This is a genomic window from Xylanivirga thermophila, from assembly GCF_004138105.1.
Taxonomy (GTDB): Bacteria; Bacillota; Clostridia; order Caldicoprobacterales; family Xylanivirgaceae; genus Xylanivirga; species Xylanivirga thermophila.
In genome coordinates, this window is sequence record NZ_RXHQ01000035.1 from 1 (window position 1) to 26,856 (window position 26,856).

General features: G+C 35.1%; 21 protein-coding genes, 1 rRNA gene and 2 other annotated features. Of the genes, 4 read left to right on the forward strand and 18 right to left on the reverse strand.

Annotation, left to right across the window (positions count from 1 at the left end; genetic code table 11):
- The 4 genes from EJN67_RS12070 to uvsE form a co-directional block, all read right to left on the reverse strand.
- Positions 1–195 (reverse strand): 16S ribosomal RNA (locus EJN67_RS12070); the annotation flags it as partial.
- A 406-nt stretch (positions 196–601) separates the two neighbouring features.
- Positions 602–1,900 (reverse strand): homoserine dehydrogenase, encoded by a 1,299-nt coding sequence (locus EJN67_RS12075; RefSeq protein ID WP_129724622.1) that lies wholly within the window; start codon positions 1,898–1,900, stop codon positions 602–604.
- A gap of 74 nt (positions 1,901–1,974) precedes the next feature.
- Positions 1,975–3,195 (reverse strand): tyrosine--tRNA ligase, encoded by a 1,221-nt coding sequence (gene tyrS, locus EJN67_RS12080; RefSeq protein WP_129724624.1) that lies wholly within the window; start codon positions 3,193–3,195, stop codon positions 1,975–1,977.
- Between the two features lie 46 nt (positions 3,196–3,241).
- Positions 3,242–3,506 (reverse strand) — a binding site (T-box leader).
- Positions 3,507–3,543: 37 nt separating this feature from the next.
- Positions 3,544–4,803, reverse strand: coding sequence for a UV DNA damage repair endonuclease UvsE (gene uvsE, locus EJN67_RS12085; RefSeq protein WP_129724626.1), 1,260 nt, complete (start codon positions 4,801–4,803; stop codon positions 3,544–3,546).
- A gap of 168 nt (positions 4,804–4,971) precedes the next feature.
- On the opposite strand from uvsE, the gene EJN67_RS12090 reads away from it, so the two are divergent.
- Complete coding sequence (locus EJN67_RS12090; RefSeq protein ID WP_165000862.1) at positions 4,972–6,180, forward strand: NAD(P)/FAD-dependent oxidoreductase; 1,209 nt, start codon at positions 4,972–4,974, stop codon at positions 6,178–6,180.
- Here the strand turns inward: EJN67_RS12090 and EJN67_RS12095 are convergent.
- The 4 genes from EJN67_RS12095 to EJN67_RS12110 form a co-directional block, all read right to left on the reverse strand.
- Positions 6,154–6,450 (reverse strand): hypothetical protein, encoded by a 297-nt coding sequence (locus tag EJN67_RS12095; protein ID WP_129724629.1) that lies wholly within the window; start codon positions 6,448–6,450, stop codon positions 6,154–6,156. The two genes, EJN67_RS12090 and EJN67_RS12095, sit on opposite strands and share 27 nt — an antisense overlap.
- Positions 6,451–6,468: 18 nt before the next feature.
- Positions 6,469–6,675 (reverse strand): hypothetical protein, encoded by a 207-nt coding sequence (locus EJN67_RS12100; RefSeq protein ID WP_129724631.1) that lies wholly within the window; start codon positions 6,673–6,675, stop codon positions 6,469–6,471.
- A 552-nt stretch (positions 6,676–7,227) separates the two neighbouring features.
- A complete protein-coding gene (locus EJN67_RS12105; protein ID WP_129724633.1) occupies positions 7,228–7,791 on the reverse strand; it encodes a hypothetical protein in 564 nt (187 codons plus the stop codon).
- A gap of 121 nt (positions 7,792–7,912) precedes the next feature.
- Complete coding sequence (locus tag EJN67_RS12110; protein WP_129724635.1) at positions 7,913–8,425, reverse strand: hypothetical protein; 513 nt, start codon at positions 8,423–8,425, stop codon at positions 7,913–7,915.
- Positions 8,426–8,907: 482 nt separating this feature from the next.
- Positions 8,908–9,146 (forward strand) — a binding site (T-box leader).
- Between the two features lie 40 nt (positions 9,147–9,186).
- On the opposite strand from EJN67_RS12110, the gene ileS reads away from it, so the two are divergent.
- Positions 9,187–12,303, forward strand: coding sequence for an isoleucine--tRNA ligase (gene ileS / locus EJN67_RS12115; protein ID WP_129724637.1), 3,117 nt, complete (start codon positions 9,187–9,189; stop codon positions 12,301–12,303).
- A gap of 63 nt (positions 12,304–12,366) precedes the next feature.
- Here the strand turns inward: ileS and EJN67_RS12120 are convergent, their stop codons facing one another.
- The 5 genes from EJN67_RS12120 to EJN67_RS12140 all read right to left on the reverse strand — a co-directional run bounded on the left by EJN67_RS12120 (position 12,367) and on the right by EJN67_RS12140 (position 20,381).
- Positions 12,367–12,531 carry a zinc-ribbon domain-containing protein gene (locus EJN67_RS12120; RefSeq protein WP_129724639.1) on the reverse strand — a complete coding sequence of 55 codons (165 nt, stop codon included), beginning with the start codon at positions 12,529–12,531 and terminating at the stop codon, positions 12,367–12,369.
- Positions 12,532–12,694: 163 nt separating this feature from the next.
- Complete coding sequence (locus EJN67_RS12125; RefSeq protein ID WP_129724641.1) at positions 12,695–17,170, reverse strand: coiled-coil domain-containing protein; 4,476 nt, start codon at positions 17,168–17,170, stop codon at positions 12,695–12,697.
- On the reverse strand, positions 17,121–17,873 hold the full coding sequence (locus EJN67_RS12130) for a DUF6063 family protein (RefSeq protein ID WP_129724643.1): 753 nt from the start codon (positions 17,871–17,873) through the stop codon (positions 17,121–17,123). The genes EJN67_RS12125 and EJN67_RS12130 overlap by 50 nt, the downstream gene beginning before the upstream one ends.
- Entirely contained in the window at positions 17,863–19,371 is a 1,509-nt protein-coding gene (locus tag EJN67_RS12135; protein WP_129724645.1) for a replicative DNA helicase, read from the reverse strand. Before EJN67_RS12135 ends, EJN67_RS12130 begins: the two co-directional genes overlap by 11 nt.
- Positions 19,368–20,381: a Wadjet anti-phage system protein JetD domain-containing protein gene (locus EJN67_RS12140; protein ID WP_129724647.1), complete on the reverse strand. Its 1,014-nt coding sequence runs from the start codon at positions 20,379–20,381 to the stop codon at positions 19,368–19,370. The genes EJN67_RS12135 and EJN67_RS12140 overlap by 4 nt, the downstream gene beginning before the upstream one ends.
- Before the next feature lie 108 nt (positions 20,382–20,489).
- Here EJN67_RS12140 and EJN67_RS12145 point away from each other — a divergent pair, with 108 nt between their 5' ends.
- Positions 20,490–20,741, forward strand: coding sequence for a GIY-YIG nuclease family protein (locus tag EJN67_RS12145; protein ID WP_129724649.1), 252 nt, complete (start codon positions 20,490–20,492; stop codon positions 20,739–20,741).
- A 7-nt stretch (positions 20,742–20,748) separates the two neighbouring features.
- Here the strand turns inward: EJN67_RS12145 and EJN67_RS12150 are convergent, their stop codons facing one another.
- Both EJN67_RS12150 and EJN67_RS12155 read right to left on the reverse strand, forming a co-directional pair.
- Positions 20,749–21,654, reverse strand: coding sequence for a DegV family protein (locus tag EJN67_RS12150; RefSeq protein ID WP_129724661.1), 906 nt, complete (start codon positions 21,652–21,654; stop codon positions 20,749–20,751).
- Between the two features lie 77 nt (positions 21,655–21,731).
- Positions 21,732–22,295: a 5-formyltetrahydrofolate cyclo-ligase gene (locus EJN67_RS12155; protein ID WP_129724651.1), complete on the reverse strand. Its 564-nt coding sequence runs from the start codon at positions 22,293–22,295 to the stop codon at positions 21,732–21,734.
- A 262-nt stretch (positions 22,296–22,557) separates the two neighbouring features.
- Between EJN67_RS12155 and EJN67_RS12160 the strand changes: the two genes are divergently transcribed.
- Positions 22,558–23,892: a patatin-like phospholipase family protein gene (locus tag EJN67_RS12160; RefSeq protein WP_129724653.1), complete on the forward strand. Its 1,335-nt coding sequence runs from the start codon at positions 22,558–22,560 to the stop codon at positions 23,890–23,892.
- A 47-nt stretch (positions 23,893–23,939) separates the two neighbouring features.
- Here the strand turns inward: EJN67_RS12160 and mnmA are convergent, their stop codons facing one another.
- From mnmA to nifS, 3 genes are read right to left on the reverse strand one after another with little or no spacing between them, the layout of a single operon-like run.
- A complete protein-coding gene (gene mnmA / locus EJN67_RS12165) occupies positions 23,940–25,019 on the reverse strand; it encodes a tRNA 2-thiouridine(34) synthase MnmA (protein ID WP_129724655.1) in 1,080 nt (359 codons plus the stop codon).
- 14 nt (positions 25,020–25,033) lie between these two features.
- Positions 25,034–25,414, reverse strand: coding sequence for a Fe-S cluster assembly scaffold protein NifU (gene nifU / locus EJN67_RS12170; RefSeq protein WP_129724657.1), 381 nt, complete (start codon positions 25,412–25,414; stop codon positions 25,034–25,036).
- A 3-nt stretch (positions 25,415–25,417) separates the two neighbouring features.
- Positions 25,418–26,608 carry a cysteine desulfurase NifS gene (gene nifS / locus EJN67_RS12175; RefSeq protein WP_129724659.1) on the reverse strand — a complete coding sequence of 397 codons (1,191 nt, stop codon included), beginning with the start codon at positions 26,606–26,608 and terminating at the stop codon, positions 25,418–25,420.
- Positions 26,609–26,856 lie beyond the last annotated feature (248 nt).

Sequence of the window (26,856 nt, forward strand, 5' to 3'; positions counted from 1 at the left end):
CTGTGGCCTTATGCGGTATTAGCAAGTGTTTCCACCTGTTATCCCCCTGTACAAGGCAGGTTGCTCACGCGTTACTCACCCGTCCGCCGCTAGGTTTAAGGTGTTAGCAAGCTAACTCCCTATCCCTCGCTCGACTTGCATGTGTTAGGCACGCCGCCAGCGTTCGTCCTGAGCCAGGATCAAACTCTCAATTTAAAAGTTTATCCTTAACTCATAAGAATCGACTTATGGCTGTTTTTTTCTTTGCACTGTCTAGTTTTCAAGGTCCAATTTCCTGCCGCCATCAAAATGATGACTTTACTATCTTAGCAAACTGTTCGATTTTTGTCAACACCTTTTTTTATTTTGGTATCGGCCGTTCATCAAACAGCTTAATTATAATAGCACGTCTTTTATACTCTGTCAACATTAATCTTAAAAAAAATCTACAATTCGTAATATAAATTATACTTATATAAAACTTACACTACTTAAAGGAGCATAGCGAGCATACTATTAAGCTTGTACTATACCCCTATGTGATCTTCAATCTTATATTGTTTATATTATATCAAATTATAAATTAGAGTTTTTAAAACATTGCTAAAGATTTTATAAATGCTTATTTAAAAAATCTCTTGAACTTTTCTACCTTTAGTATACAAGCTATATCCTCTATAAAATCACAATTTTCTATTGCCTTTAATGCTGCATCAAGATTGGTTCGTTCCACCTTGTGGGTAACAAAAACCAATGGAACCGATTTTTCACCATGTCCCTGTTGTACTACCGATGCAAGGCTTATGCCATATTTACCAAAGGTAGTACTTATCATACCTAAAACGCCCGGTTCATCGGCTACCTGAAAACGAATATAGTACTCACCTTTTCCTTCTCCAACCGCTTCAAGATCTCCATTATATTTTCGTCTTTTAATCACCCTATCATTATTTTCATCCATATCATCTATAATATACATTATATCGGAAAGTACTGCACTGCCTGTAGGAAGAGAACCTGCCCCCTTCCCATACAGCATTAAATCTCCTACTGCATCTCCCCTTATAAATAGGGCATTAAATTCATCGCTTACTGCTGCTAAAGGATGATTAGAAGGTACCAGTGCTGGATGTACATATAGCTCAAGCTTTTTATCAACCTTTTTTACCTTGGATAGAAGCTTTACAGTATAACCCAATTGCCTCGCATATTCTATTTCCATTTCAGTAACATTGGTAATACCATGGGTCGGAATTTTCTCTGGGGATACCTGTACTCCAAACGCAATAGATGTAAGTATGGAAAGTTTAAATGCCGCATCCTCTCCTTCAATATCCGATGATGGATCCGCTTCAGCATATCCCATATCTTGGGCTTGTTTTAGAGCCTCATCAAAGCTCATACCACGAGTGGTCATCTGGGTTAGTATATAATTTGTAGTACCATTTATGATTCCAGTTATTTCTTCTATATTATTCGCCGCTAAATCCTTATTAAGGGTGTTTATTATAGGTATACCACCTGCTACGCTGGCTTCGTATCTAAGCTCCCGCCCAGCCTCATTGGCAAGATGCAAAAGTTCTCTTCCCCTAGTAGCCATAACAGCCTTGTTTGCAGTGACTACATGCTTACCATTTTTAAGGCTTTCTTTGATATATTGAAATGCCGGCTGTATACCACCCATTAGCTCCACCACAATATCTATATCATCATCTGAAATTATCTCATCAATATTGTCTGTAAAAATACCATCCGGTACATCTATACTACGTTTTTTGTTTATATCTCTAACTAAAATCTTTTTTATTTCAACTTTGCGCCCAAGTATGCAATCCACCTTTGAGCCATTGTTCATTAGTATCTCCCATACTCCCATGCCTACATTGCCAAATCCCAAAATAGCTATATGTACATCTTTCATTTTAACCACCTAACCATCCTTTGTATATTTATACATCATTAATATATAGCAATATTATAATAGAAGAAAAGTTTTTAGGCAATAACCAATCTCATAAATCTCCTCTTCCCCACCTTAAGCACATCATTGTGCCTTATGAATACATCTTTGTGTCCTCTCACGGTTATGCCATTTATTTTGACACCACCTTGGGATATAATACGCCTGCCTTCGCTGGTACTGGAAACCAAACCTGCCATAACCATAAGCTTTGACATATCTACACTCCCATTTGTCATAATCTCCTTTGGCACTTCAAATACGGGCATATTAGCAGGAAGCTCTTTCCTTTGAACTACCATCTTAAAATATTCCTCCGCCTTCAATGCCTTATCCATATCATGATATAAGGATACTATCTCCCTCGCCAACTGCATCTTAACATCCATGGGATTTATGTTATGCCTACTCAATAACATTTTTTTATATACCAATTCATCCGGATGGATGTCCGTAGCCAATTCAAAATATTTGATAATAAGCTCATCTGGTATTGACATAACCTTGCCATACATATCTTCTGGCAATTCATCAATACCTATATAGTTGCCAAAGCTTTTACTCATTTTTTTCTCACCATCTATACCTTCCAATATGGGCATAAATATGGCTACCTGACTATCCTGTCCCAAATCCCTTTGTAGGCTTCTGCCCATAAGTATATTAAATTTCTGCTCTGTACCACCTAGTTCAATATCTGCATTTAATACCACCGAATCATATCCCTGTATAATCGGATAGAAAAATTCATGCATGGATATAGGCTCATGGGCTTCAAAGCGTCCCTTAAAATCCTCCCTCTCCATTATCTTAGCTACTGTACATTTAGATGATAATTCTATTACATCATGAAAACTCAACTTATCAAGCCACTCGCTGTTAAACCTTATTTCTGTCTTTTCCCTATCCAATATCTTAAACATCTGTTCCTTGTATGTTTTTGCATTTTTCATAACCTCTGCTCTAGATAATTGTTTTCTAGCCGTTGATCTACCGGTGGGATCCCCTATCATGCCGGTAAAATCACCTATGACTATAACCGCCCTATGCCCTAGATCCTGCATTTGTCTTATCTTCCTTAGCACCACGCTATGCCCTAAATGTATATCCGGCGCCGTAGGATCCAGACCAAGCTTTATAGTAAGGGGGCGCTCCTCTTTTTTAGCCTTATACAGCTTATTTTCAAGCTCTTCCAAAGATATTATCTCTTCTACACCTTTTAATATTATACTTAATTGCTCATCTACAGCTAACATGATGATCCTCCTTTTTATAAAATCAAAAAAGCCCCCATCCTCCATTTAAGAGGACGAGAGCTTATATCCCGTGTTACCACCCCAGATTTATCGACACCTCACGATGCCAACCTTATCAAGTACGACGCAAAAGCGTTTATACTTTAGCACTATAACGGGTGCAGGTTTCCGGCAACAGCCTACTTGGCATAAGGCCTTTTGGTGTGCAACTCAGAGATGTATTCAGAATACCATTCCTTGCCCCTCTCACCTACCGGGAACTCTCTGTAAGGACCATTGGCCTTCCTACTCTTTCTCATCACAGTCTTTATACGTTTTTTATATTATACATTGCATATATGAATAATGTCAATGTACAAAAAAATAATAGCTGTTCATTAAATATTCCTCGTTATATTTTTTAGCTAATCTGTATAAATACCTCTTTAGGCTATCAACACCCCCGCCTTCCATATATTTTTCAAGTCTCTTAAAAAATTCTCTTTTTTCAGTATCCGTTGCAATATCCTTAAAATATCCCCATATATGAAGAGCTGCATTCTTTTGTGCACCCATATCCTCCGGCATTTTTATAGCTTCGTCTATTTCTGCATAAAACCTCATAGGAGAGATGCTATCCTGCTTTAATATTTCCCGTATATTGTTATATTTTCTATGACTGAAGCTGAGAACTAGATACTTATATCTAGCCCACTCCTCCTCCAATACTTTTTTAGGTATGGAAGGGGATGTAAGATTTATGCATTTTAATGCCGACAGATTTTTATCCTTTACCTCGAGCATTATATCCACATCATCCAACCCATTATCCACAAGTCCATTATAAAACTTGATAAACTCAGCAGTATCTATGGTCTTAGAATGATATCCACTTCTACCGTCCCTATCCTGTTGGGAATAGTGTATCTTCTGCCTGCCATCTTCATTATGCCATGTACTTGAGCATATCCTTATCCAATCATATAATCCCCTATTATCATCTGCATTTATACTATGATGCAAAGTATCCAATACCACTGGGGTGCCCGTATTATATGATAACCCTAATACCTCTCCTATGTTGTAGTTTCTTTCATCATTTTCTATGACCAATCGTTCTTTTACTTCTTGGGGCAATTTATAAAAGTTATTTTGAAATCGATCCATAGCAAGATTCTTATCCCCATATACCCCGCCTACATGAAGTATAAGCTTGTGGGTGTTATCAAGTCCCATACACTCTAAAAGCCTGTTATGGTATTTAAGCTCTTCAATAGCCCTTTTTACCACATCACCATCTGGAGAGTTTATCACTGTATATTGTCCGGGATGTACTGATACCCTCATACCGCTATTTTTTATCTTTACTCCTATGGCATTTAATATATCATAATAATCCTCCCACCATTCTATATTATTTACCTGATGGGTGGCGAAGGGGATTATATCGGAGCTTATTCGATACAGCATTATATTATTTTCAATGTTATAATCTATTATATTCGACAGGGCGGCAAGATTTGCTTGGGTAATACTTCGCAATCTATCTTCAGTAGCATTTTTAAGCAGGCATCTGCTCATTTTGGTATCCTCCCGCCCTAACAATATACACGCATACCCTATGGACATATTATTTATCCTCCATATTTTGATTTTCCGCATAACTCTATAATACCATTCCATTTTGTATTCTAAACGTAAAATGACAAAATTACTATAAATACTTTATTTTTGATTATCATAAAAATAAAAGGTTATATATATTAATAGGAGTTAAAATAGAAGAGGGTGGATTATTTGAAATACGTAATATTAGGAAACAGTGCAGCAGGATTTTTTGCCGCTACTAAGCTAAGAGATATATGTGAAGATGATGAAATAGTAGTAATATCCAGGGAAAACACCCCTGTTTATTCAAAGATCATGCTTCCCTATTACATAGGTAACGAGATTACAAGGGACAAACTTTTCTTAAAAGATAAGAACTTTTATGATAAAAAGCATATAAAGCTTGTATTAGATAAAAACATTATGGCCATAGATACGGAAAAAAATATTATAATAGGAGAAGACGGCTGGAGTATGGCATATGATAAGCTTCTTATTGCTACAGGTGGCAGACCTTTTATACCACCAATAGATGGTATTGATAAGGTAGAGTTTTTTACTATAAACTCCATAGAAGATGCCGATCGAATAAAAGGCTGTGCCCAAACAGGCGGGAGAGCTATAGTGCTTGGAAGCGGGCTTACAGGTATCGAAATGTCTATAGCCCTATCTAATCTGGGCATGCATGTTACAATGCTTGAAATGGGAGATAGAATACTTCCTATGCAGCTAGATAATGATGCATCTAATATAATGGAGACGCAACTTAAAAAGCTTGGTATCTCCACCATGCTAAAAAATACCATACATAAGGTATACATAACTGATGAAGGCATAAAGAGAGCAGAACTTATGGATGGACAACAATTAGAATTCGATTTGTTACTCCTTGCAATAGGCACAAGACCAGATCTATCCATTATAGAAGGCACCTCAATTAAGCATAATAGAGGTATTCTGGTAAATGAATATATGGAGACATCAATAAAAAATATATATGCTGCCGGCGACATAGCTGAGATTAAATCGGATAAAAATGAAGGATATGTCTCAAGTTACATATGGCCAAATGCAATGGCTCAGGGAAGGTGCGCTGCCTCCAACATGGCTGGTAATCATGAGAGTTTTGATGGGGCAGCTTTTCAAAATGTAGTTCAAATACGAAATATGGACTTTTACTCCATGGGACTTATAAACCCAAATGATGATGGATATGACATCTTGATAAACTACGATAAAAACAATGGTATATACAAAAAAATAGTCATAAAGGATAATGCAATACTTGGCATGGTAATGCTAGGTGATACACTTCACACCACCGAAATATCGAATATTATAAAAAACAACAGGCAGGTATCAAAAGAACAGTTAGATACCTACCTCAGTATCCGATGATTCTTTTGATAAGCGCTCTATGCGCTTTTTATTTTTTATATAGAGTACCATATCGGTGGATACCATTATAGCATTTAATATATATAGGTATATAACAGCATCATAGCTATAAAATAGCTTGTGTAGTATACCTGATATATAGCCCATAACCAATATCATGAGGAAGGCAAAACTCTTGCCTTCTATTGACTTTGATTTATATGACTTATATATGGAAAATGGCCATGCTGCACCAAAGCACCCTAGCATAATAATCTCAAATATACTCATTCTAAGTTCCTCCAATCTCTAAAATAAGCCACGAATAATAAGGAGCACTCCAAATACTATTAGGGGAATACCAAATATGGCCCCTGCAATACTTATTGTAAATATAACTCCTACAAATACAAATATGGCACCTAATATAATAGCTACCACCCTACCTGTGAATTTTAAAATAAAGGTAAAAAAGCTCCATATGGCAGTCCATATACCAGCAATAGGCCAAAACATTATCCCCACCACCTTTCCCTTTTTTAATTTTAAAGTTCTTTTCCTATTCTATCATATTATAGCGTTTTTATATAGTTGACTAATTATAAAAGACACGGCAAAAGCATGAATACATTACTTCTAATTCCCTCACTTGAGGATTTTTTTAAATGCCAGTACAGCATTTATATAAAGCAATGAGTATACATTGTAAGAATTGGATCAATAACATCCATTACTCGATCAATTATATGCAAATTCGGTATAAAGTTTAAATATCCTCATTACTATTGATGCAGCTCGTTCATCTATTACTAAAAGGTACTTTTGTAATTAGTCCAGTCTCTTTTTGTCTAATCTCAAAGTTTGCTTTGATTTTTCTTGATAAGTCTTTTAAGCATCCCTTATTATACCAAAATATCAGTAGATTTTGATATAATAAGGGATACTTTACAAAAGTTATTGTTTCACACGCTGCGCCCATAAAAATAAAAAAGACAGCTGAGTAGCTATCTTTTTGTTTTACATGATGTAATTTCTTGATCCTTATACTATCTAGAAATTCAGGAAAGTTTATTTCGGGATCTTTTTATTCTGGACAGGAATTGAGAAGATTTGCTCCCTATTCTCATCTATATACTCAACTTTTATTATTATCTGATTGTTCTCAATGCAATAGTCTGGGCAAAAAATACTGAAATCCGCACTATAGCCAAAAAAACAGTCTCTCGCAAAGGGAGCAACTAAGGAATCATCAATTCGCTTTTTGATATTGTTGTCGAGGCCCGTTTGTTGATCACTTACGACATGCAGTTTATATCTCTCATTGATTTCATGATTTCTGCTGAACAGACCAATCCACGCATAATAATCGCTCGCTCCGTAACAAGCTACAATCCATGTGTTTTTATCAATTTTCTGAATATCGTTACTAGAGAAAGCAATAGGCTCTGAATGTTCAAGGCTGTTTAATAATACCTCATCAACGGGACGATAGTTCGATAAATGCTTCCTATAGCCCGAATTGGGATCACTAGCTTCTTTATACCATTCATCAAATGATCCAAAGCGCCTTTTATATTTTCTTGCCTCAATTTTTGGAGCAAGAGAATATAGAAAAACAATTAATATTATCACAACGCCTACTGTTAATAAAAACGTCCATTTTTTTGTTTAAACATATTCTTTTCACCTTCATTTATTCTGCAAATACAGTCTTCTAATTGAGAATATCTCATTTCACTTTTCATTTACATTTCTATATATAAATAATAGGATTTGAATCTATTATATTCTGAGCCCCAAAAGGATTAATATATAATCCCCCATCTTCTTCAAAAACAGTAACATTATACAATCCAGCTTTTTTAAAAGCTTTCTCTAATTCTACGCTTGTTGCACCTCCGTTCTTTATAACGATATCATCAATTAAAGTTTCTTCTTCAGCAGATAAGCATTCTTCCTGGGTATTAAAATAATCGTCATCATAAGAACGCCTAGTAATTACTCCTTCTTTTAATTCAGTATATTGAACAACCCCATTTTCATCGAGATATGCATATTCTAAAGTGCCATCAACATTTTCAAGTAAGTATATCGTAATGTTTTCTAAACTTGACATTTTCCAAGTTCCAACACCTTCTTCGAAACGTTCCTCTATAGTTACAGAATTATTAAAAATGAAGTCACTATCTAATGAACTTGCAAAAACATTTATTGGTTGCACTACCAACGCCAGAGCTACAAGTATAGTGCAAATAAGTTTTTTCATGGCTTACTTCTTAAAGTATTATAAGTAAACATAATTTTCCCCAAAATACAATTAGATTTAATAATAGACGGAATAATTAACTTATTAACCCTCATTTCTATATTTAGCTGCATATAGAAGTATGATGTATTGTGTGTATGTAACACTATTACATATATACCATATACTATTAATTCATCAAAATCAAGAGTAATTTATTTTTTCTTCGCGGCAAAAGTATGAATACATTTCCTTCTAATTCCCTCACTTGAGGATTTTTTTAAATGCCAGTGCAACTCCTTACTCATAGTTTTTGACCTCACTCTTTATTATTTTCTATGAACATTAGCCTACTATATATGTTTAGCTGTAATTTATTCCATGATAAAATATTCGTCCATGCTTTGCTATGTTATAAAAGGCAAAAATTTTGGGTAAAATGCTTTACAAATATGTTTTTTTTGCATACAATTAATATTAAATGAATTTTAAATGATATTTTGTCAAAAGCGATGACGGAGAAGAGTAGGAAGCCTTAAAAGTACAGCGAATCGGAAATGGTGAAAGCCCGATCTTGTTTAGACTACCGAAAATCACTCCTAAGCTGCAGTCTGAAATAAAAGTAGGATGGGCCGCTATCCCAGCGTTATCAGGGATGTGCAAAGAATTATTTTGTACATTTTGAGAGGGCATTTTTATGCCAAATCAGGTGGTACCACGAAAGCAACCTTTCGTCCTGCATAGGATGGAAGGTTTTTTTTATAAGGAATGGAGGTATTTAGATGTATGAAAAGGTATCGACAGATCTAAATTTTGTCGATCGTGAACAGGAAGTATTGGATTTCTGGGAACGGAATGATATATTTCAAAAAAGCGTTAAGCTAAGACAAGGTAGACCGGAATTTACATTCTATGACGGTCCCCCTACTGCTAATGGCAAACCCCATATAGGGCACATACTAACTAGAGTGATGAAAGACATAATTCCAAGGTATAAGACCATGAAGGGGTATAATGTGCTTAGGAAAGCAGGTTGGGATACCCATGGACTGCCAGTGGAACTGGAAGTCGAGAAGATGCTTGGCATAGATGGTAAACCAGAAATTGAAAAATACGGCATAGAACCATTTATAAAGGAATGTAAAAAAAGCGTATGGAAATATAAGGGTGAATGGGAGAGGATGAGCGACCGTGTAGGCTTCTGGGTTGATATGGATGATCCTTATATTACCTATGACAACAACTATATTGAATCTGTATGGTGGGCCCTTAAAGAAATTTGGGATAAAGATCTAATATACAAAGGACACAAGATAGTGCCATACTGCCCCAGATGTGGTACTTCCCTCTCCAGCCATGAAGTAGCACAGGGATATAAGGATGTAAATGAGCCATCCATATACGTAAAGTTCAAAGTAAAGGATGAGGACAACTTATATCTAATGGCTTGGACCACCACTCCATGGACGCTCCCATCAAACGTTGCATTAACGGTTAATCCTAATGAAACATACATCAAGGCAAGGCAGGGAGATGATGTATGTATCCTGGCAGAAGCATTGGCAAAGGATGTATTAGGTGAAGATTTTGAAATAGTGGATAGGTTCATGGGTAAAGACTTAAAGGGTATGGAATATATACCGCTATTTGATTTTGCAAAGCCTGAAAAAAAGGCATATTATGTAGTAACTGGAGATTTTGTTACCCTTACAGATGGTACTGGCATAGTCCACACAGCTCCCGCCTTTGGTGAAGATGACGCTAGGGTAGGACGGGAAAATGACCTGCCATTTGTGCAGCTGGTAAATGAACAAGGAAAGTTTGTAGATGCAGTAGAACCATGGAAGGGTGTATTCGTAAAGGATGCAGATCCCCTTATCATAAAGGATCTTGAAAAAAGAGGACTTTTGCATAAGATAGAGGATTATGAGCACTCCTATCCCTTCTGCTGGCGTTGTGATACTCCTCTTTTATATTATGCACGGGACACCTGGTTTATAAGAATGACAGAGCTTAGGGACAATCTCTTAAAGAACAATAACACTGTAAACTGGCTGCCTGATAATATAAAGGAAGGACGATTTGGAAACTTCCTTGATAATGTTGTGGATTGGGGCTTAAGCCGTGAAAGATATTGGGGTACTCCCCTACCCATATGGGAGTGCGAATGCGGTCACAGGCATATGATAGGCAGCATAGCAGAGCTCAAGGAAATGGGTGAAAATGTACCAGATGCCATAGAACTTCATAGACCATATATAGATAATATATTCATAAAATGCCCCAAGTGTGGAGGCAATATGAAGAGGGTTCCAGAGGTTATAGACTGCTGGTTCGATTCAGGTTCTATGCCATTTGCACAATGGCACTATCCATTTGAAAATAAGGAGATCTTTGAAAACAGATATCCTGCTGACTTTATAAGTGAAGCAATCGATCAAACCAGGGGCTGGTTTTACACACTAATGGCCATCTCCACATTGTTGTTTGATAAAGCACCTTATAAAAATGTCATAGTGCTAGGCCATGTGCAAGACAAAGACGGTCAAAAGATGAGTAAACACAAAGGCAATGTTGTAGATCCATGGGATGTACTCGATAAACAAGGAGCCGATGCAGTAAGATGGTATTTCTATACCAGTAGTGCACCATGGCTGCCCAGCCGGTTCTACCCTGAAGCAGTAAGTGAAGCTCAAAGAAAATTCATGGGTACATTATGGAATACCTATGCATTCTTTGTGCTGTATGCCAATATAGATAACTTTAATCCAAAGGATTATAAGTTGGAATACGACAAGCTAGAAGTTATAGATAAATGGATACTCTCAAGGCTCAACTCCCTAATAGAATATGTAGAGCAAAATCTTGATAACTATCGCATCACCGAACCTGCTAGGGCTATACAGAGTTTTGTGGACGATCTAAGTAACTGGTATGTAAGAAGGAGCAGAGAGCGTTTCTGGGCATCTGATATGCCACAGGATAAGATAAATGCATTTATGACCCTCTATACGGTGCTAGAAACTTTGGCAAGACTTACCGCCCCCTTCGTACCATTTGTAGCAGAAAAGATGTATCAAAATCTGGTGAAGACCATAGACAAAACTGCACCTGAGAGCGTGCACCTATGTGATTTTCCAGAAGCCAACAAAGAGTTCATAGATAAAGAACTAGAAAAGAACATGGACTATGTGCTAAAGCTGGTAGTAGAAGGTCGAGCCTGCCGAAACAAGGCCAATATAAAGAACCGTCAACCCATAGGCACCATGTATGTAAAAGCCGATATGGAGCTACCTGATATGTTTAAAGCGCTGGTTGCAGATGAACTCAATATAAAAAAGATAGTATTTACAGATGATGTATCTGCCTTTTCCACCTATCTCTTTAAGCCACAGCTAAAGACGGTAGGTCCGAAATATGGAAAATTGGTACCTAAGATCAGAGAAGCACTAGTTTCTTCTGACGGTAATGAATTAATGGCTAGATTCAAAAAAGATGGCAAGATAGAGCTCCAAGTAGAAGACCAAAATGTGGAATTGGCCATAGACGATGTGCTATATGAATGTATAGATGCGGAAGGCATGATAGCCGAATCCGACTATGATATCACCGTAGTTTTGGATACCAACCTGACTCCAGAACTTATAGAAGAAGGATTTGTCAGGGAGATAATAAGCAAGATCCAGACTATGCGTAAAGAAGCGGATTTTGATATACTTGATAATATATATGTATATTATACCGGTAACGATAGGATAGCCGATATAATGACAAATAATAAAGAAGAAATAAAAAAGGAGGTGCTTGGAAAAGACCTTATTGGTCAGGCGGGAGAAGGTTATACCAAAGAATGGAATATAAATGGAGAGCATGTAACCTTTACCGTAAAAAAAGCGTAAAAAAATAGCCTGTAGGATTAAAATCCTACAGGCTATTTTTTTATATAGACACATAATTATATACTATCTATAGTTTCTATTATTCCTCTGTTGTTTTCTTGCTTTTCTGCAAGCTGGGCATCTCTGAGGCTCGTTCTCAAAACCTTTTTCTTTGTAGAACTCCTGCTCACCTTCAGTAAATACAAACTCAGCTCCGCAATCCTTGCATACTATTGTCTTATCTGCCATTTCAACAATCCTCCTTTTCCTGAATATTCAATTAAGATCTTAACCGATTAACAATAAACACTCCCTTGAAAAAAGAGGATATGTTGTTTCTCATGTTAAATCTTACATACAAATCGTATTATAGCATATTGAATATCAATATGCAAACTTTTTTTGCCAGTATCTAAAACATACTCAGTTGCTCTACATCTCCCAGTCTTGCCAGCACTTGAGGATCCTTGTCTTTAAAAAAAGCATATTTTATTTCCTTATCTTTAGTAAATATTTGTGTTTCATTATCCTTGGACGGACGCAGTCTGCAGCTATAAACTACGGGAAAGAAATCTCTTATATACTTTCCTTCACCATGAGCAGTCAGTGCTATTATTTGAAACCCTAACTGTTCAGCTATAAAAAATACTGGGTCTAATACATGATCACTGGAAGCTTTACCAAATGGATTATCCAAAATAACAGTACGATATCTTTTTTGATTAGAAGAGATGTCTTGACTTTTTTCTGCAAGATAATTTAATATACCCAAGAATAGTGTCATATTTTTACTCCATTTTTCTCCTCCAGACCAACGATTAGATTTTTCCCAGGATATGGGCATACTATTTATCTTTCCATCATTTGTTACCTTCCTACATTTGACCTTTATTCGTTCATTACCCATCACAATTCTAAGCAATTCTTTACCTTGAAATTTTTCTTCTATATATTTTCTTATAGATATTATGTTTTCATTACCCAATTCATCTTTAAAGCGTGTATCCTCTATATCTTTTAACAACCAATTTACATAATTCCTAAGTTTTTGTTTCCCTATCTCATCCTCCCAAGTAGGAACATCTATTGTATATATTGTTTTCCAATTATCATCCACTTTTATCCTAGTCTTTTTAGATATATTTTCAAGTTCCTCTGCCAAGTTTTTTAAATATGAGTATAGATGGCTTATAAACTGATTTATTTCTTTATCATGTTGCATCATATCTTCTTCCAATATCCTAATTGTTTTATCAATATTTTTATCCATAATCTTCTGCCATTCAACTAGCTCTTCAAAATTTTCTCTATTGCTAATACCTGAAATAGCCATATTCTTAAGTTTTGGATCTGATATATGATTTTCACAAAAAGATTGAAATTCCGCCCTTCCTTTTGAAACCCTGGCCTTATTTTGCTCTACTTCATAGTTAGTATTTTCTAAATTTTTCATAAGCTCATCTATATATTTCATTCTATTGTATGGCATATCTACTAGCTTATTATCTGGGATAACGCCTGCTTTAATTTTATTAGATAGATAACTATATCGTTCATTTTTTCTCTTAAGCAATTCTAATGTGTCCTTTATCGAAATATGCTCATTATTTAACTCCTTATCCATAGATTTTAAATACTCATCTCTTTTATCTAATTCTATTTTCTTTTCTCTTATATTGTCCTTCACTACATTTAACGGCTCCGTAAACTGTATAATGCCATCTTGATATTTTTTAAAAAAATCACCCTCCCTAATGTCATACTTATTCTTATCACTAGAAAACTTTTTATCTGCATATTTTAATTTATCATTAACCTTATCAAATTTAGGCCTAATTAAATTGATATCATTGGTCAATTCTTCAATTTCGCCTTCTCCGTATATTGGAAATATAAACTCTTCATCAACTATATACCTAGCCCCATGTATTTCATTCTTTAAGTCTTTCTCATATTCTCTTTGGGTTTTGCGGCATCTATTTATAATATCCTCAATGTAGGCCCTATCTTTTTGCTTTTTATTCAAGCGGTCTTTGATATCTTTCCTTTTAGTTTTCAAAACTTCTATTTCTATTTCTGATCCTTTCGGCACCGCATCTTTTACATCATCATATAGTTCATCTTTTGTTATATCGCTCATCATATTGCTTAATCTTTTTATTTTTTCATCTAAATCATCCATTTTACCTTGTTTGTCTTCTTTTTGTGCATTTAATCTTAGAAGTCCCGCCTTTTTTACATCTATTGCTTTTTCTATTTCATATAGATCATTTCTTATTTTAATTGTTTCTCTTTTCTTGTTAATATATTCCATAGCACTGTTTATTTTGTTATTAAGTATGTATTTTTCTACATCCAGGTTCTTCATCTCTTTGTTGATATTTTCTAATTTCTCATCTATTTTATCTATCCTACTTGTTTTGTTATTACTTGTATTCTTTATCTCAGATATCTTTTCTTCTACATCCTTAAACTGATTCTTCAACGGTGCAAAATATTCTACATACGGATATTTATCCAAAAAATCTGAAATATCTATATGTAAATTGTCATAATTGATAAATTCATTTTCCTTATCCTGCCTAATTTGAGTAGCTCTTTCAGCCTTTTTATCAAGTTCAAATTTGGTAGATTGAAAACCTACCTTAGCTATATTATCTGCCCAAATCAATGGATATACACAAAGATAATCATTCATTTTCCTATCTGTTTTTCTCAGTATATCCCGAGCATTGCTTTGAGATAATATTATAATTGGATAAGTAAGTTTATCCACATTATGCTCCAACTTATCCTTAAGTTTATACTGCTCATCATCTGCTATCACAACAGATGCAGCCCAATATGGGTATAAGTTATAATATTCCTGTTCACTTTTGCCCATGGCAGCAGCTGCCCGTTCAATAAACTCGGAGCCCGACTCCAAAAAAGCAAATTGATCTTTCCATTGGTTTATCCAGTTATACAATAACGGTTCTGCAGTAAAATAGTCATTGTCTTTATAATCATCTATAAATCTATAAAATATTCTCTCATCTATAATGGCCTTTTCTTTCTCTTTTCTAGCTTTTTCACTTATATTTTCCAAAGTGCTAGTTATATACCCTTGTTTTGTATATATACTATTTACATGTAATAAACTTGGAATCCACTCTTTTATCCTCAATAATAGTTCTCTTTCTTCGTTATTAATACTTTCTATCTTTTCTCGTATAGCAATTCTATCATTAGAAAGTAATTCTAATTCTTCTCTACTCTTTTTTAATGCAATCTTAATATTATCCTTTTCATCTTTTAATAAGTTTGATCTTTCTTGACATTCTACCAAATACCTTTCAATAAATCCGACTCTTTGCGACCATTTTGGATATTCATCCTCTATTCTTTCCATCTTGGGATTTGAAAGTATTGTGTTTTCTATTTTTCTCATAGACTCTTCATTCCTGGTATAATCTTGATCTAATCTGATTTGGTTTTCGTATAATCTATTACTTTCTTCTTCCAATTTATCTATTTCTCTTTTAATCTCTTTTAACTCATCTTCACATCGCATTTTTATACTTTGTAATATACCAATTTCCTCTTCCAGTTTTCTAAGCTGAAAATCAAAATAGGCCTTTATATTTGAAGAATTTAATTTTAGTTCTTGCTCTATCGCATATACTTCCTCGTCCTCTCCTAATTTATCGATTTGCTCCTCATATGAGTCAATTTCATCCTGTTTTCCCTTAATAATCTTCCTGTATCTGGCTATTCTCAAGTTTTGAAGCCTAGATTCCTTTGCATGCAACTCATCTCCAATGATTTCGCTTTTTTTAAGTATCTCTTTATACTTGAATTCAGATAATTCTAGTTTGCTTTTTAGTACTCCTAATTCGTATGAAGCATCCATCCTGCCTAACTCAATAAAATCATATTCACATTCCTTTTTCTTTTCTTTGTTTTCTTCTAGCTTTGCCTCCACTTCTTCACATTCATTGGATAGATATTGGTATATAGCTTTTCCATAAGATCTTTGAGAGTCAAAACTTTGCATTGATTCATGATATTTATTGTATTTATCTACATACTCTCTGATCTTGCTTTGAATCTTCTTACTTTCGTCAATACTTTCCTTGAGAAGATTATACTGTTTAAAATGACCCCTTTGCTCTTCAAATGTATCTGCAAACTCTTGAGAACCATTCCCGGACATAGCCTCTTCCACAACCGGAATTAAAAGCTTATTGACCAGATTTTCTGTCGTTTTGCATCCTTCAAAAAATTTATCTACTCCCCCTTCTTCCCCATTGATGATCCCTATTCTCCTCCACTCTTTAGATATTATTTTAAAATTTTCCTCAATATAGCTATTATATGCTTTTATGCTAGAAAACATCTTAGCATTTAGATATTTATTGCACATATATTGATAATACTCCCCCATTTCTTCCCTGCTTGCAGGCCTCTTACTTCCATCAACAGTTTCTTTTACAAATGGAACATTATCTATTGAATTTCTATCATCATATCCATATTCGTATACATACCTATATGAATCCAACTTCCCAGCATTTAAAAAAAGGGTGACACAGGTTAAGGCATACCTTCTAGGTCTTTCGTTGATAATCCATTCTATGCCTATATGACAAGGATTTCCGTCTAACGATAGAGTCTCTCTTATTTTCCTATCTCCAATATCTGAATGGGGAAGCATAGCTTGAAGGGCTATCTGTATAAAAGTGGTCTTCCCGCCCCCATTCTCCAATAAAATAACCCCGTTATAGCCATCAAATTCAAAAATTTCGTCATTATACCTTTTTTCTCCGTTATCATATACCGCATTGGTAAACCTTATTTTAGATATGGTTGGCATCTCTATCTTTTCCCCTTTCCCTTTCAAATCCATATATGAAATCCAGTATTCCCCTATTATGCTCATAATCCATATAATACCTTTGTATAATAACCTTTGCTTTTTCAGTAATCCCCATTTCATCATTCCCTATATCTATAACAATATCTTGATCCTCTAAAAATCTTTTAACCGTATTTAAAAAACTAAGCCTGCTATTAGTCCTGGCGTCCTGATTTTTTACATTCTCCCTCAAATCATCTATTGCATCCCATTTTTCCAATATTCCTATCCAGTTATATTCATATTCTTTTTCAAAGGCTTTTAATTCTTCTGCATCTATCTCACTTAAAGTTGCCATATGTGTATTTACCGCTTCAAGCCATTTGTACATGGGTAAAAAACTTCTAGTTGGTTCAACACTTTGATAGCTGTCATAAAATTCACCAAATAGAATTATTATTGTCACATACATCAGATATATATCCATATTTACAGCCTTTGATGGAAGATATCTCCTTTTTATCTCCTCATTGGATATATGAAATGGTGAAATAGTAGCTATGGGAACCATATAGATATATTCACCTGTTGAAATAATAGTACAATCTACTTCAGCAGCAAATTCATCCACTAACTCCCTAACCTTTTCATCGGTAATATATAATCTCAACTCATCACTATCCTCATGGCCCTTAAGCGCTAATCTAGAATAAATATTAAACGCTTCTATAACTTCTCTATCCTTAAATTCCATTACTCGTTTCCTCCAATTTTATGATCATATCCTTAATTTTAAACCTATTGTTTATCTCCAATTCACTATCCAATTCTACTACTTCAAATCTTTCGCACCTGCCAATTAAAAGCTTTGTCGCCTCCTTAAGCAACCCAACATGATTATCTTCATCTGCATCTATTAATATGGGAGATTTTTGATGTAAGATAATCCAAAAATCATAAAAAACCCTTTCAGCTAATATATCTTGATGATTTATTTTCATATAATCTATAACCTCTTTTAAGGTTGTTTGTTTTCCATCTTGCAATAAATTTAATAAACATTCCATTATCTTTTTAAAGTTATGCATTGTTATTTCCTTATACTCATTTAATATTGCCTCATCAACAGGCTGATAAAATCCCTCTACTTTTTGAACATCTTCATCCGCTCCTATCCTCTGCACATCAAAAACAGCAATTGGTGACCACGAGCTATACATGCCCAAACACATAAAAGGACTTATTAGTTGTCTTGAGGCCATAAGTGGCAATGGAATTGAGATAAATTTTTTAGTTATCTCTTCTTTAAAATTAAAGGCATCTAACCCCATAAAGTATAGGGATTCTCTTGCAGCTTCTAATGCAGTTGTCTTTAAACTTAAACTCTCTTTTAGCAAATTTCTATGTTCACTATGAACCTTATCTAGTTTTTTATCTATTTCTATAATCAATTGGTATGCCTTTTTATCTTTTTCATCTTTGATTTCGTATTTCATATTCTCTTTTGTATCCTTTACGAAACTCTGTAACTCATCAAATTCTTCATTTTCCCTTGTAAGCCTTATATTTATATCCTCTATAAGCTTGCTATATCTCCTGTAAGTTTTTTCCGATATAATATTTATGTTTACATCATGCTCAATCTTAGTCATTCTATCCCTCAGATTTTCTACCGATAACATCATCTCGTCTATCTGTCTTAATGCGCCTGTAAACTCTCCTTTTTCCAATTGTTTTCTGAGTAAAAGTTGATTTATAGATAGCTGAAATTCACTAAAATATTCTTTCGTAGCAAATATCAATTCTAATCCTTCTTCATCCAAAGTATAATATTGTGTATTAAATTTTGGATCAGATTTACTTGCCTTTAATATGGAATAATATGCGGTTTGTTCTTCCCCGGTCTCCCAATTATAAAATGTTTTAGAGTTTCTTTGACCACTCGGAGGACGAAAATTATCTATTAGTTTTCTGGCTAGCTTTCTAAATCCGTCAATATCCAGATCTATATTTCCATTATTCATTTCATAAAAAAACTCTGCTAATTCATTTATACCCGTTTCTTTATTCCTTATAATCATATTTTCAAAGAAAAATAAAAGCGCTATAAAGCCTAGACTAACACAATCAATAGGTTTACCACTATTATCCCGTTCTCTTTTGTTTTTTAATTCTAACAACGGCTCATAAATAGAAAGTCTAGATATTCTCTCTCCATAATTTTCTAATACATCACCTATTGCAACCCTCATTTTATTTCCCTCCATATCACCTGCAATTCTCTTTTATTTAATCCTTCTTGGGGATAATATCCGCCATTTTCCAATGTGCTTACAATTTTTCTTTTATCATATTCATTAAAATTCAGTAAAAAGCTATCTATTGCTTTTCTATTGGGTTTTTGATTTTCTTTACCATATGAACAAGTTTTTTTAAGCAAAGATTCATAGAAATCTGTCGCTAATTGCAATGGTTCTCTCTTATTCAGCTCATACCATATAGATATACCTTCAAAATCTAAATCTCCAAAATAATAAATTTTATTGGCCTGTCCCATAAGTCCAATCTGTCTTTCAAATACGCCTATACCACCTAACACTTTCCAACCAGACCCATAAGTTAAAGATGTAAAAGCTGTATTTTCTATATCTTCTAATAAAGCATAAAATGTAGCTCTATTTTCTACTATTAAATGAATATGCTCTCCCATCTCGGATATTTTATTTTTGTTTATAGCAAACATCAATGGGTCGTTAATTGGACTAATCTTCAATTTTTCCAATAGTCCTATCCGTTCTAAAAGCTCTTTACCTCCTTTTTCATCTATCCATTTTTCATCACCAGTTACCTCATAAGAACGTTCCGAGGATGTTACTTCTTCTTTAGGCAGCCCCTTACTTTGTAGATACGATTCAACCATCTTTATATATGGCAAATCCTCCTGCCACATTTCATCGCTTAGTGAAAAATATGCTTGGAGATTAATATTTTTGTTTGATTTTAATTGATAGGAAGCTATTTCATCAATGAGATCCTGTCTAAAATAGGATCTATTTATTCTATATGTATTGGCTAAAGGAATTTTCTTGTTATTAGTTCCATGACTCTTTATAGGAATTAATATCCCCATATCTTCTAACTCTTTCATATTATTAGCAAAATCCATATATTCAATATTTCCACATAGTGCATTCTCTATATCTATGAGGAATATTTTTTTCTTTTTATAATTTTTCAAAAGATTTAATATCATATTTTCCATAGAATCGCCCATTTCCATAATTCTTTTACAATATTATACCATATCCATTATACCAAAGGTATTATGGAATATTAATCTTTAATGATATAATATCATGGGGTGATAAGATTGTGTTATGTATATATATTAAAATGTGCCGACAATACTCTATACACTGGATGGACCAATGATTTGGATAAAAGACTTAATGCCCATTTAAGTGGCAGGGGCGCAAAATATACCCGCTGCAGGCTGCCTGTAGAATTGGTATATACCGAAGAATATGAAGATAAGAGATCAGCCCAAAAAAGGGAATATGAAATAAAACAGTTGACTAGAAAACAAAAATTACAGCTTATAGAACAAGTCAATCTAACTTAACTTGCCCTTATGGTCGTATTAAATCCACATCTATTATATGACCTTGTCTAGGTTTGCCCATAAAAAATACCACTAGGGCACCAGTGCCTCCATAGCTGCCAATTACCGGACCCATATGATTTATTATTACATCTTTAACGGTTATCTCCTTTAGTATAAGCCCTCTTAGCCTTTCAGCCTCTTCTAAGGCATCCCCATGGGAAATGGCTATTATCTGTTCTTCGGGAAATTCTATCTTTTTATGCACATAATCCACTATTTTATTTATTGCATTTTTCCTGCCCTTTGCCTTTAGAACAGGTACAATTTTTCCCTCAGTATTTACCGTAAGAATGGGTTTAATATTAAATACAGTGCCAACCATGGCTACCGTTGATGAGATTCTGCCTCCCCTTTTCAGATGACTAAGATCTTCAACAGTTATATAAGTGTTTAAATTCAGCTTGCTATTCTCAAGGTAATCGACCGTATCTTCAAAGCTGTGTCCATTCTCCTTCATCTCAATTGCCTTCATAACCATAAGACCCTGTCCCATTGATCCTGTCAATGAGTCGATAATGGTAATCCTTGCATCCAAATATTCGTCAAGCACCATTTGCCTGGCTATATGAGCAGTATTGTTGGTACCACTTAAAGCAGAGGATACAGAAATGTATATAATGTCATTCCCCTGCTCTCCTATACCCTTGAATATTTCATAAAATGCCTGTACATTGGGTTGAGAAGTACTTGGCATCTCACCTTTTCTCATGCCTTCATAAAAAACCTCATGGGATAGCGTTTCTCCAAAATCGTCCATGTATTCCTGACCTGCAAATCTACATATCAGGCTTACATATGGGATATTCTTTTCTTCTACATATGTTCTAGGCAAATCACTGCATGAATCGGTCATTATAATATAATTTTTCATCATATATTTCCTTTCAAAAGTACATTCTTTATAAGATATTATTCCGCATAAATTTAAGTGTATGTATTTTTAAAATTTTAGCAATAATATATACCCTTATCAGTTATTATTAAATCCACTTTTATATCATGTTGATGCATAGGAATATCATGTATTATTTGAAAATCATATGCAATAGCTACTTTAGGAATATCTCCTGGTAACTCTTCTAAAAACTTGTCATAGTATCCCCCACCATAGCCAATCCTCCCGCCTTTTCTATCAAATGCAAGGCCTGGTACAATTATAAGATCCATATCGTCCTTATTGGCTAAAACAGCATTCTCTCCAGGTTCTAATATGCCCATACAGCCTGGAGTCAATGAGTGTAATCCATCTATATAGCAGGCAACCATTCCCGATTTTTTATTTATTACTCTGGGTACACATATCTTTTTCCCATCTTTTAATGCCTGTCCTATTAAATTATGGGTATCCACCTCTTTTTTAAAGCTCACAAAAGTAAATATTACATTAGAATTATTGTAATATTTACTTTCCAATAAGCGCTTAAGTATTTCCCTATCCATATGGGATTTTTGCGCAAGAGAAATCTCCTCCCGCCTTTTTATCATTTCCTTACGGATAAAAACCTTGTCCATATAAATCCCCTTTTAGCAGTTATCTATTTTTTGCACCTATCCATTATATCTAATTATATCATCTGTGTTAACATATCTATAACATTTCCTCTTCGTTGTACTTTTCCCCTGTTTTTTGACTTATTCCATGATTATTCATATTTAGATTTATATTTCAATGTTTATCCACTTAACTTGATATGTGCCGTACGCTGTACAAAAGTCGAAGCTTGGGAGTAAAATAGATATTAATGATTACAATAGATAATGAGGAGTGGAAATAATGGAGGAATTTGGTTTAGTATTCGCCGGTGGTGGTGCTAAGGGAAGCTATGAAATAGGAGTATGGAAGGCTTTGATGGAGCTCAAAATACCTATAATTGCAGTTGCAGGTACTTCCGTAGGTGCGCTAAATGGGGCTATGGTAGTGCAAGGGGATTTTGAAGCTGCTAAATCTATATGGACCGATATATCAGTACAGGATGTTATGGATGTACAAAAAGACATATTGGATAAGGAATCAAGCACAAGCTCCTTTATGGATAGAATCAATATGATAAAAGAAACTATAATTGGAGGCGGCCTTGACGTAACACCCCTATCCAATCTACTACATAGTGTAATAGATGAAGAAAAAATACGTAAATCTCCAATAGATTTAGGACTAGTTACATTCTCGCTAACCGATTTCAAGCCTGTACGCCTTTTTAAAGATGATATACCAGAAGGACAGCTGATAGACTATCTAATGGCAAGTGCATGTTTCCCTGCATTTAAGCCAAAGGAAATAGACAATAAACGCTTTATAGACGGTGGCGTATATGATAATATCCCCATATCCCTTATAACTGAAAAGGGTATAAAAAATATAATAGTAGTGGACATCTCAGGAGTAGGAATGCCTAAAAAGGTTGATACAGATGGACTTAATATAATAAATATTAAAACCTCTCAGGATCTTGGTAAAACTTTAGACTTTGATAAGGAGCGTTCAAAGGTAAACATGGAAATAGGATACTTAGATGCACTGAAGGCCTTCGGAAGAATAAATGGCAAAAAATATTATATAATGCCAGATGACAATAATTTAAAGAATCGTGACGATATAGGCCCCGATTTATTGCTGTCCATGTATCGCATAATAGGCATCACTCCAAGCAGTACCCCCACGCCCCTCAGCAGATCCATAACAGTAAAACTTTTTAAGAATATAGACCGCTATATGGATGAACAATTAAATAAAAAAGATGCCATGTACATGGCTCTATCGGAAATTACTGCAGAACAGCTCGGCATTGAAAAGAAAGCAACCTATACCCTTGAGGGGTTAAATGAAGAGATAATAGATCAAATCAATAGCATATTAGAAAGGGATGAATTCAAAGAATATTCAAAGAATATACCTGCTCTCCTTTCCAAAACTGGTACAGCTGAGCGAGATATTAAAAGGGTATTATCCGTCATAAAGGCAGATAAAAGATGCTTAGCAATATATCTTGCAACCTGTGAACTGACCGATGAAAAGATGGATTCATTGCGTAAACTTATTGCCATGACCATGCCCAAGCTATCCATATCAGCTATATACATCTGCACCATTTTAGAGTCCATAAAATAAATAATAATATTTAAAAAGGGAAGGTTAACCTTCCCTTTTAAGCTTGCTCATTCCACCTTGTCTATTATACCGCCGCCAACTACTATATCTCCGTCATAGAATACCACTGACTGTCCTTTAGTAATTGCCCGCTGTGGCGTATCAAATTCTACCATAACGCCATCATGATGTGGCCAGATAACTGCAGCTGCTTCCTTAGCCCCATATCTTATCTTAGCTGTAATATTAATCTTGTCCTCTAGTTTTTCATATGGAATTATGTTTACATCAGTTGCATATAATCTCTTTTTAAATATATCCTCTTCGTCTCCTAATACCACCAAATTTTTATCTGGTATTATATCCTGTACAAATACCCTTTTACCAAAGGATATACCAAGGCCTTTTCGTTGACCTATAGTATAATGTACAATCCCCTTATGTTCACCTAGTATATTGCCTTCACTATCTATAAAATATCCGGGTTTTACACCATCTGGCACCTTTTTTTCTATAAATCTGCCATAGTTATTATCAGGTATAAAGCAGATCTCCTCGCTATCCGGTTTATTTGCCACCACTAACCCTATCTTATCTGCTATCTTCCTTACCTCATCCTTTGTATAGCCTCCAAGAGGTATAAGGGTATGGGCTAATTGATACTGAGTCATATTGTAAAGCACATATGTCTGATCCTTTTTATCATCTATGGATCTCCTTAAAATATACCTTTTACTCTTTTCATCCTTCTCAATCTTAGCATAATGTCCTGTAGCTACATACTTTGCCCCTAACTCATGGGCACGCTTTAAAAATGCATCAAACTTTATATACTTATTGCATGCAATACATGGATTTGGCGTCCTACCTGCTAGATATTCATCTACAAAGTAATTTATCACCTGTTCTTCAAATCTATCTTTAAAGTTCAGCACATAATAGGGTATATCTAGCCTATCTGCTACTCTCCTAGCGTCATTTACGGAGGATAATGAACAGCATCCACCCTCCCGTTCTTCAAAATCAGCATCCTTAGGGTTAAGATCCATAGTAATACCTATTACATCGTACCCCTGCTCCTTTAGAACATAAGCTGCAACGGAGCTGTCCACCCCACCGCTCATACCCAATACTACCTTTTCCGCCATTACTTCACCTCTCTTTACCAAGGCTCAAGACCATGTTTTTTCCTATAATCATTTATGGCCGCATGGATAGCCTCCTCCGCTAGAACGGAACAATGCATCTTTATAGGCGGGAGACCGTCAAGTGCTTCAGCAACTGCTTTGTTTGTAAGCTCCCATGCCTCCTCTAATGTCTTACCCTTTATAAGCTCTGTAGCCATACTGCTAGATGCAATGGCTGCACCACAACCAAAGGTTTTAAACTTTGCTTCTACTATTTTATCGTCTTCCACCTTTAGATATATACGCATTATATCTCCGCATTTGGCATTTCCAACATCAGCTGTTCCATCTGGTTGATCTATCTCGCCTACATTCCTTGGATTCATAAAATGATCCATTACCTTTTCGCTATACATATACTATCTTCCCCCTTCTTTCAAAAATGTTGCATATAAAGGTGACATGGAACGGAGCCTTTCAACTATGCCAGGCAATACCTTAAGTACATAATCCACATCTTCCTCTGTATTTAAATCTCCCAAACTAAGCCTAAGGGAACCGTGCGCTTTTTCATGGGGTAATCCTATTGCTAATAGCACATGGGACGGATCCAAAGAACCTGACGAGCATGCACTCCCTGTAGATGCACATATACCCGCCCCATCGAGTAGAAGAAGTAGAGATTCCCCCTCTATAAATTCAAAGCTGACATTTATATTTCCCGGTAATCTTTTTTCCCTGTGACCATTTAATTTAGTATAGGGTATCTTGTCCATTATACCATCTAAAAGCCTATCCCTCATAGCTATAATTTTTTTATTATGCCCTTCAATATCCCTGGTGGCTAGTTCTATAGCTTTTCCAAGACCTATTACACCGGAAAGATTCTCCGTACCTCCCCGCCTGTTTCGTTCCTGTCCACCACCATGGATGATATTATCTATCTTTATACCTTTCTTTATATACAGAGCACCTATACCCTTTGGCCCGTAAAATTTATGGGCAGATAAGGATAGTAGATCTATATTCATATCTTTTACATCTATGGGTACATTGCCTATGGCCTGTACTGCATCAGTGTGAAAGTATATACCATTTTCTTTAGCAATCTTACCTATTTCCGCTATTGGCTGTATTGTACCTATTTCATTGTTGGCAGTCATTATAGATATTAGAATGGTTTTATCGGTTATTGACCTTTGTAATTCCCCTATATCTATAATACCTTCTTTATCAACTGGAAGGTACGTTACCTCAAATCCTTGCTTTTCAAGATATTTGCAGGTATTAAGTATTGCATGATGCTCTATGGAACTAGTAATTATGTGATTTCCCTTACTGCGATTTGCAAATGCTATACCCTTTAAAGCCCAATTATCCGCTTCTGAACCCCCGCCAGTAAAATATATCTCATCTGTAAGGGCCCCAATCGCATTTGCTACCTTAACCCGTGAATCCTCAACCGCGCTTTTAGAACGCCTAGCAAAAGTATATATGGATGATGGATTACCAAACTTTTCTGTAAAATACGGCAACATCTCATCCATTACCTCCCGCCTTACAGGCGTAGTAGCACTATGATCCATATATACAAATCTATCCGTACCCATATAAACATCCTCCTCTATAGCTGGGTAAAATTAATTCCTAGTGAATTAGTAGGAATAACTACTACTTTAAAATAGCATAACTAAACCCCAATGTCAAGCACTAATTTTATATGCTAGGCTTCGTAATTTATTCTAAATTGCAATATTAAATGCAACACTTTTTGAGAAAATCATACTTATCCATTTACTTCCTCTTGTCAAGGGGAGGGTGGAGATTTTCGAGTGTATACGAGAAAATACTACCCAAC

Excerpts from the sequence above, each read along its gene's own strand:
- EJN67_RS12075 (WP_129724622.1), bottom strand. The coding sequence starts at position 1,900 with ATGAAAGATGTACATATAGCTATTTTGGGATTTGGCAATGTAGGCATG.
- tyrS (WP_129724624.1), bottom strand. The coding sequence starts at position 3,195 with ATGTTAGCTGTAGATGAGCAATTAAGTATAATATTAAAAGGTGTAGAA.
- uvsE (WP_129724626.1), bottom strand. The coding sequence starts at position 4,803 with ATGTCCATAGGGTATGCGTGTATATTGTTAGGGCGGGAGGATACCAAA.
- EJN67_RS12095 (WP_129724629.1), bottom strand. The coding sequence starts at position 6,450 with ATGAGTATATTTGAGATTATTATGCTAGGGTGCTTTGGTGCAGCATGG.
- EJN67_RS12100 (WP_129724631.1), bottom strand. The coding sequence starts at position 6,675 with ATGTTTTGGCCTATTGCTGGTATATGGACTGCCATATGGAGCTTTTTT.
- EJN67_RS12110 (WP_129724635.1), bottom strand. The coding sequence starts at position 8,425 with ATGAAAAAACTTATTTGCACTATACTTGTAGCTCTGGCGTTGGTAGTG.
- ileS (WP_129724637.1), top strand. The coding sequence starts at position 9,187 with ATGTATGAAAAGGTATCGACAGATCTAAATTTTGTCGATCGTGAACAG.
- EJN67_RS12120 (WP_129724639.1), bottom strand. The coding sequence starts at position 12,531 with ATGGCAGATAAGACAATAGTATGCAAGGATTGCGGAGCTGAGTTTGTA.
- EJN67_RS12125 (WP_129724641.1), bottom strand. The coding sequence starts at position 17,170 with ATGGATTTGAAAGGGAAAGGGGAAAAGATAGAGATGCCAACCATATCT.
- EJN67_RS12130 (WP_129724643.1), bottom strand. The coding sequence starts at position 17,873 with ATGGAATTTAAGGATAGAGAAGTTATAGAAGCGTTTAATATTTATTCT.
- EJN67_RS12135 (WP_129724645.1), bottom strand. The coding sequence starts at position 19,371 with ATGAGGGTTGCAATAGGTGATGTATTAGAAAATTATGGAGAGAGAATA.
- EJN67_RS12140 (WP_129724647.1), bottom strand. The coding sequence starts at position 20,381 with ATGGAAAATATGATATTAAATCTTTTGAAAAATTATAAAAAGAAAAAA.
- EJN67_RS12150 (WP_129724661.1), bottom strand. The coding sequence starts at position 21,654 with ATGAAAAATTATATTATAATGACCGATTCATGCAGTGATTTGCCTAGA.
- EJN67_RS12155 (WP_129724651.1), bottom strand. The coding sequence starts at position 22,295 with ATGGACAAGGTTTTTATCCGTAAGGAAATGATAAAAAGGCGGGAGGAG.
- EJN67_RS12160 (WP_129724653.1), top strand. The coding sequence starts at position 22,558 with ATGGAGGAATTTGGTTTAGTATTCGCCGGTGGTGGTGCTAAGGGAAGC.
- mnmA (WP_129724655.1), bottom strand. The coding sequence starts at position 25,019 with ATGGCGGAAAAGGTAGTATTGGGTATGAGCGGTGGGGTGGACAGCTCC.
- nifU (WP_129724657.1), bottom strand. The coding sequence starts at position 25,414 with ATGTATAGCGAAAAGGTAATGGATCATTTTATGAATCCAAGGAATGTA.
- nifS (WP_129724659.1), bottom strand. The coding sequence starts at position 26,608 with ATGGGTACGGATAGATTTGTATATATGGATCATAGTGCTACTACGCCT.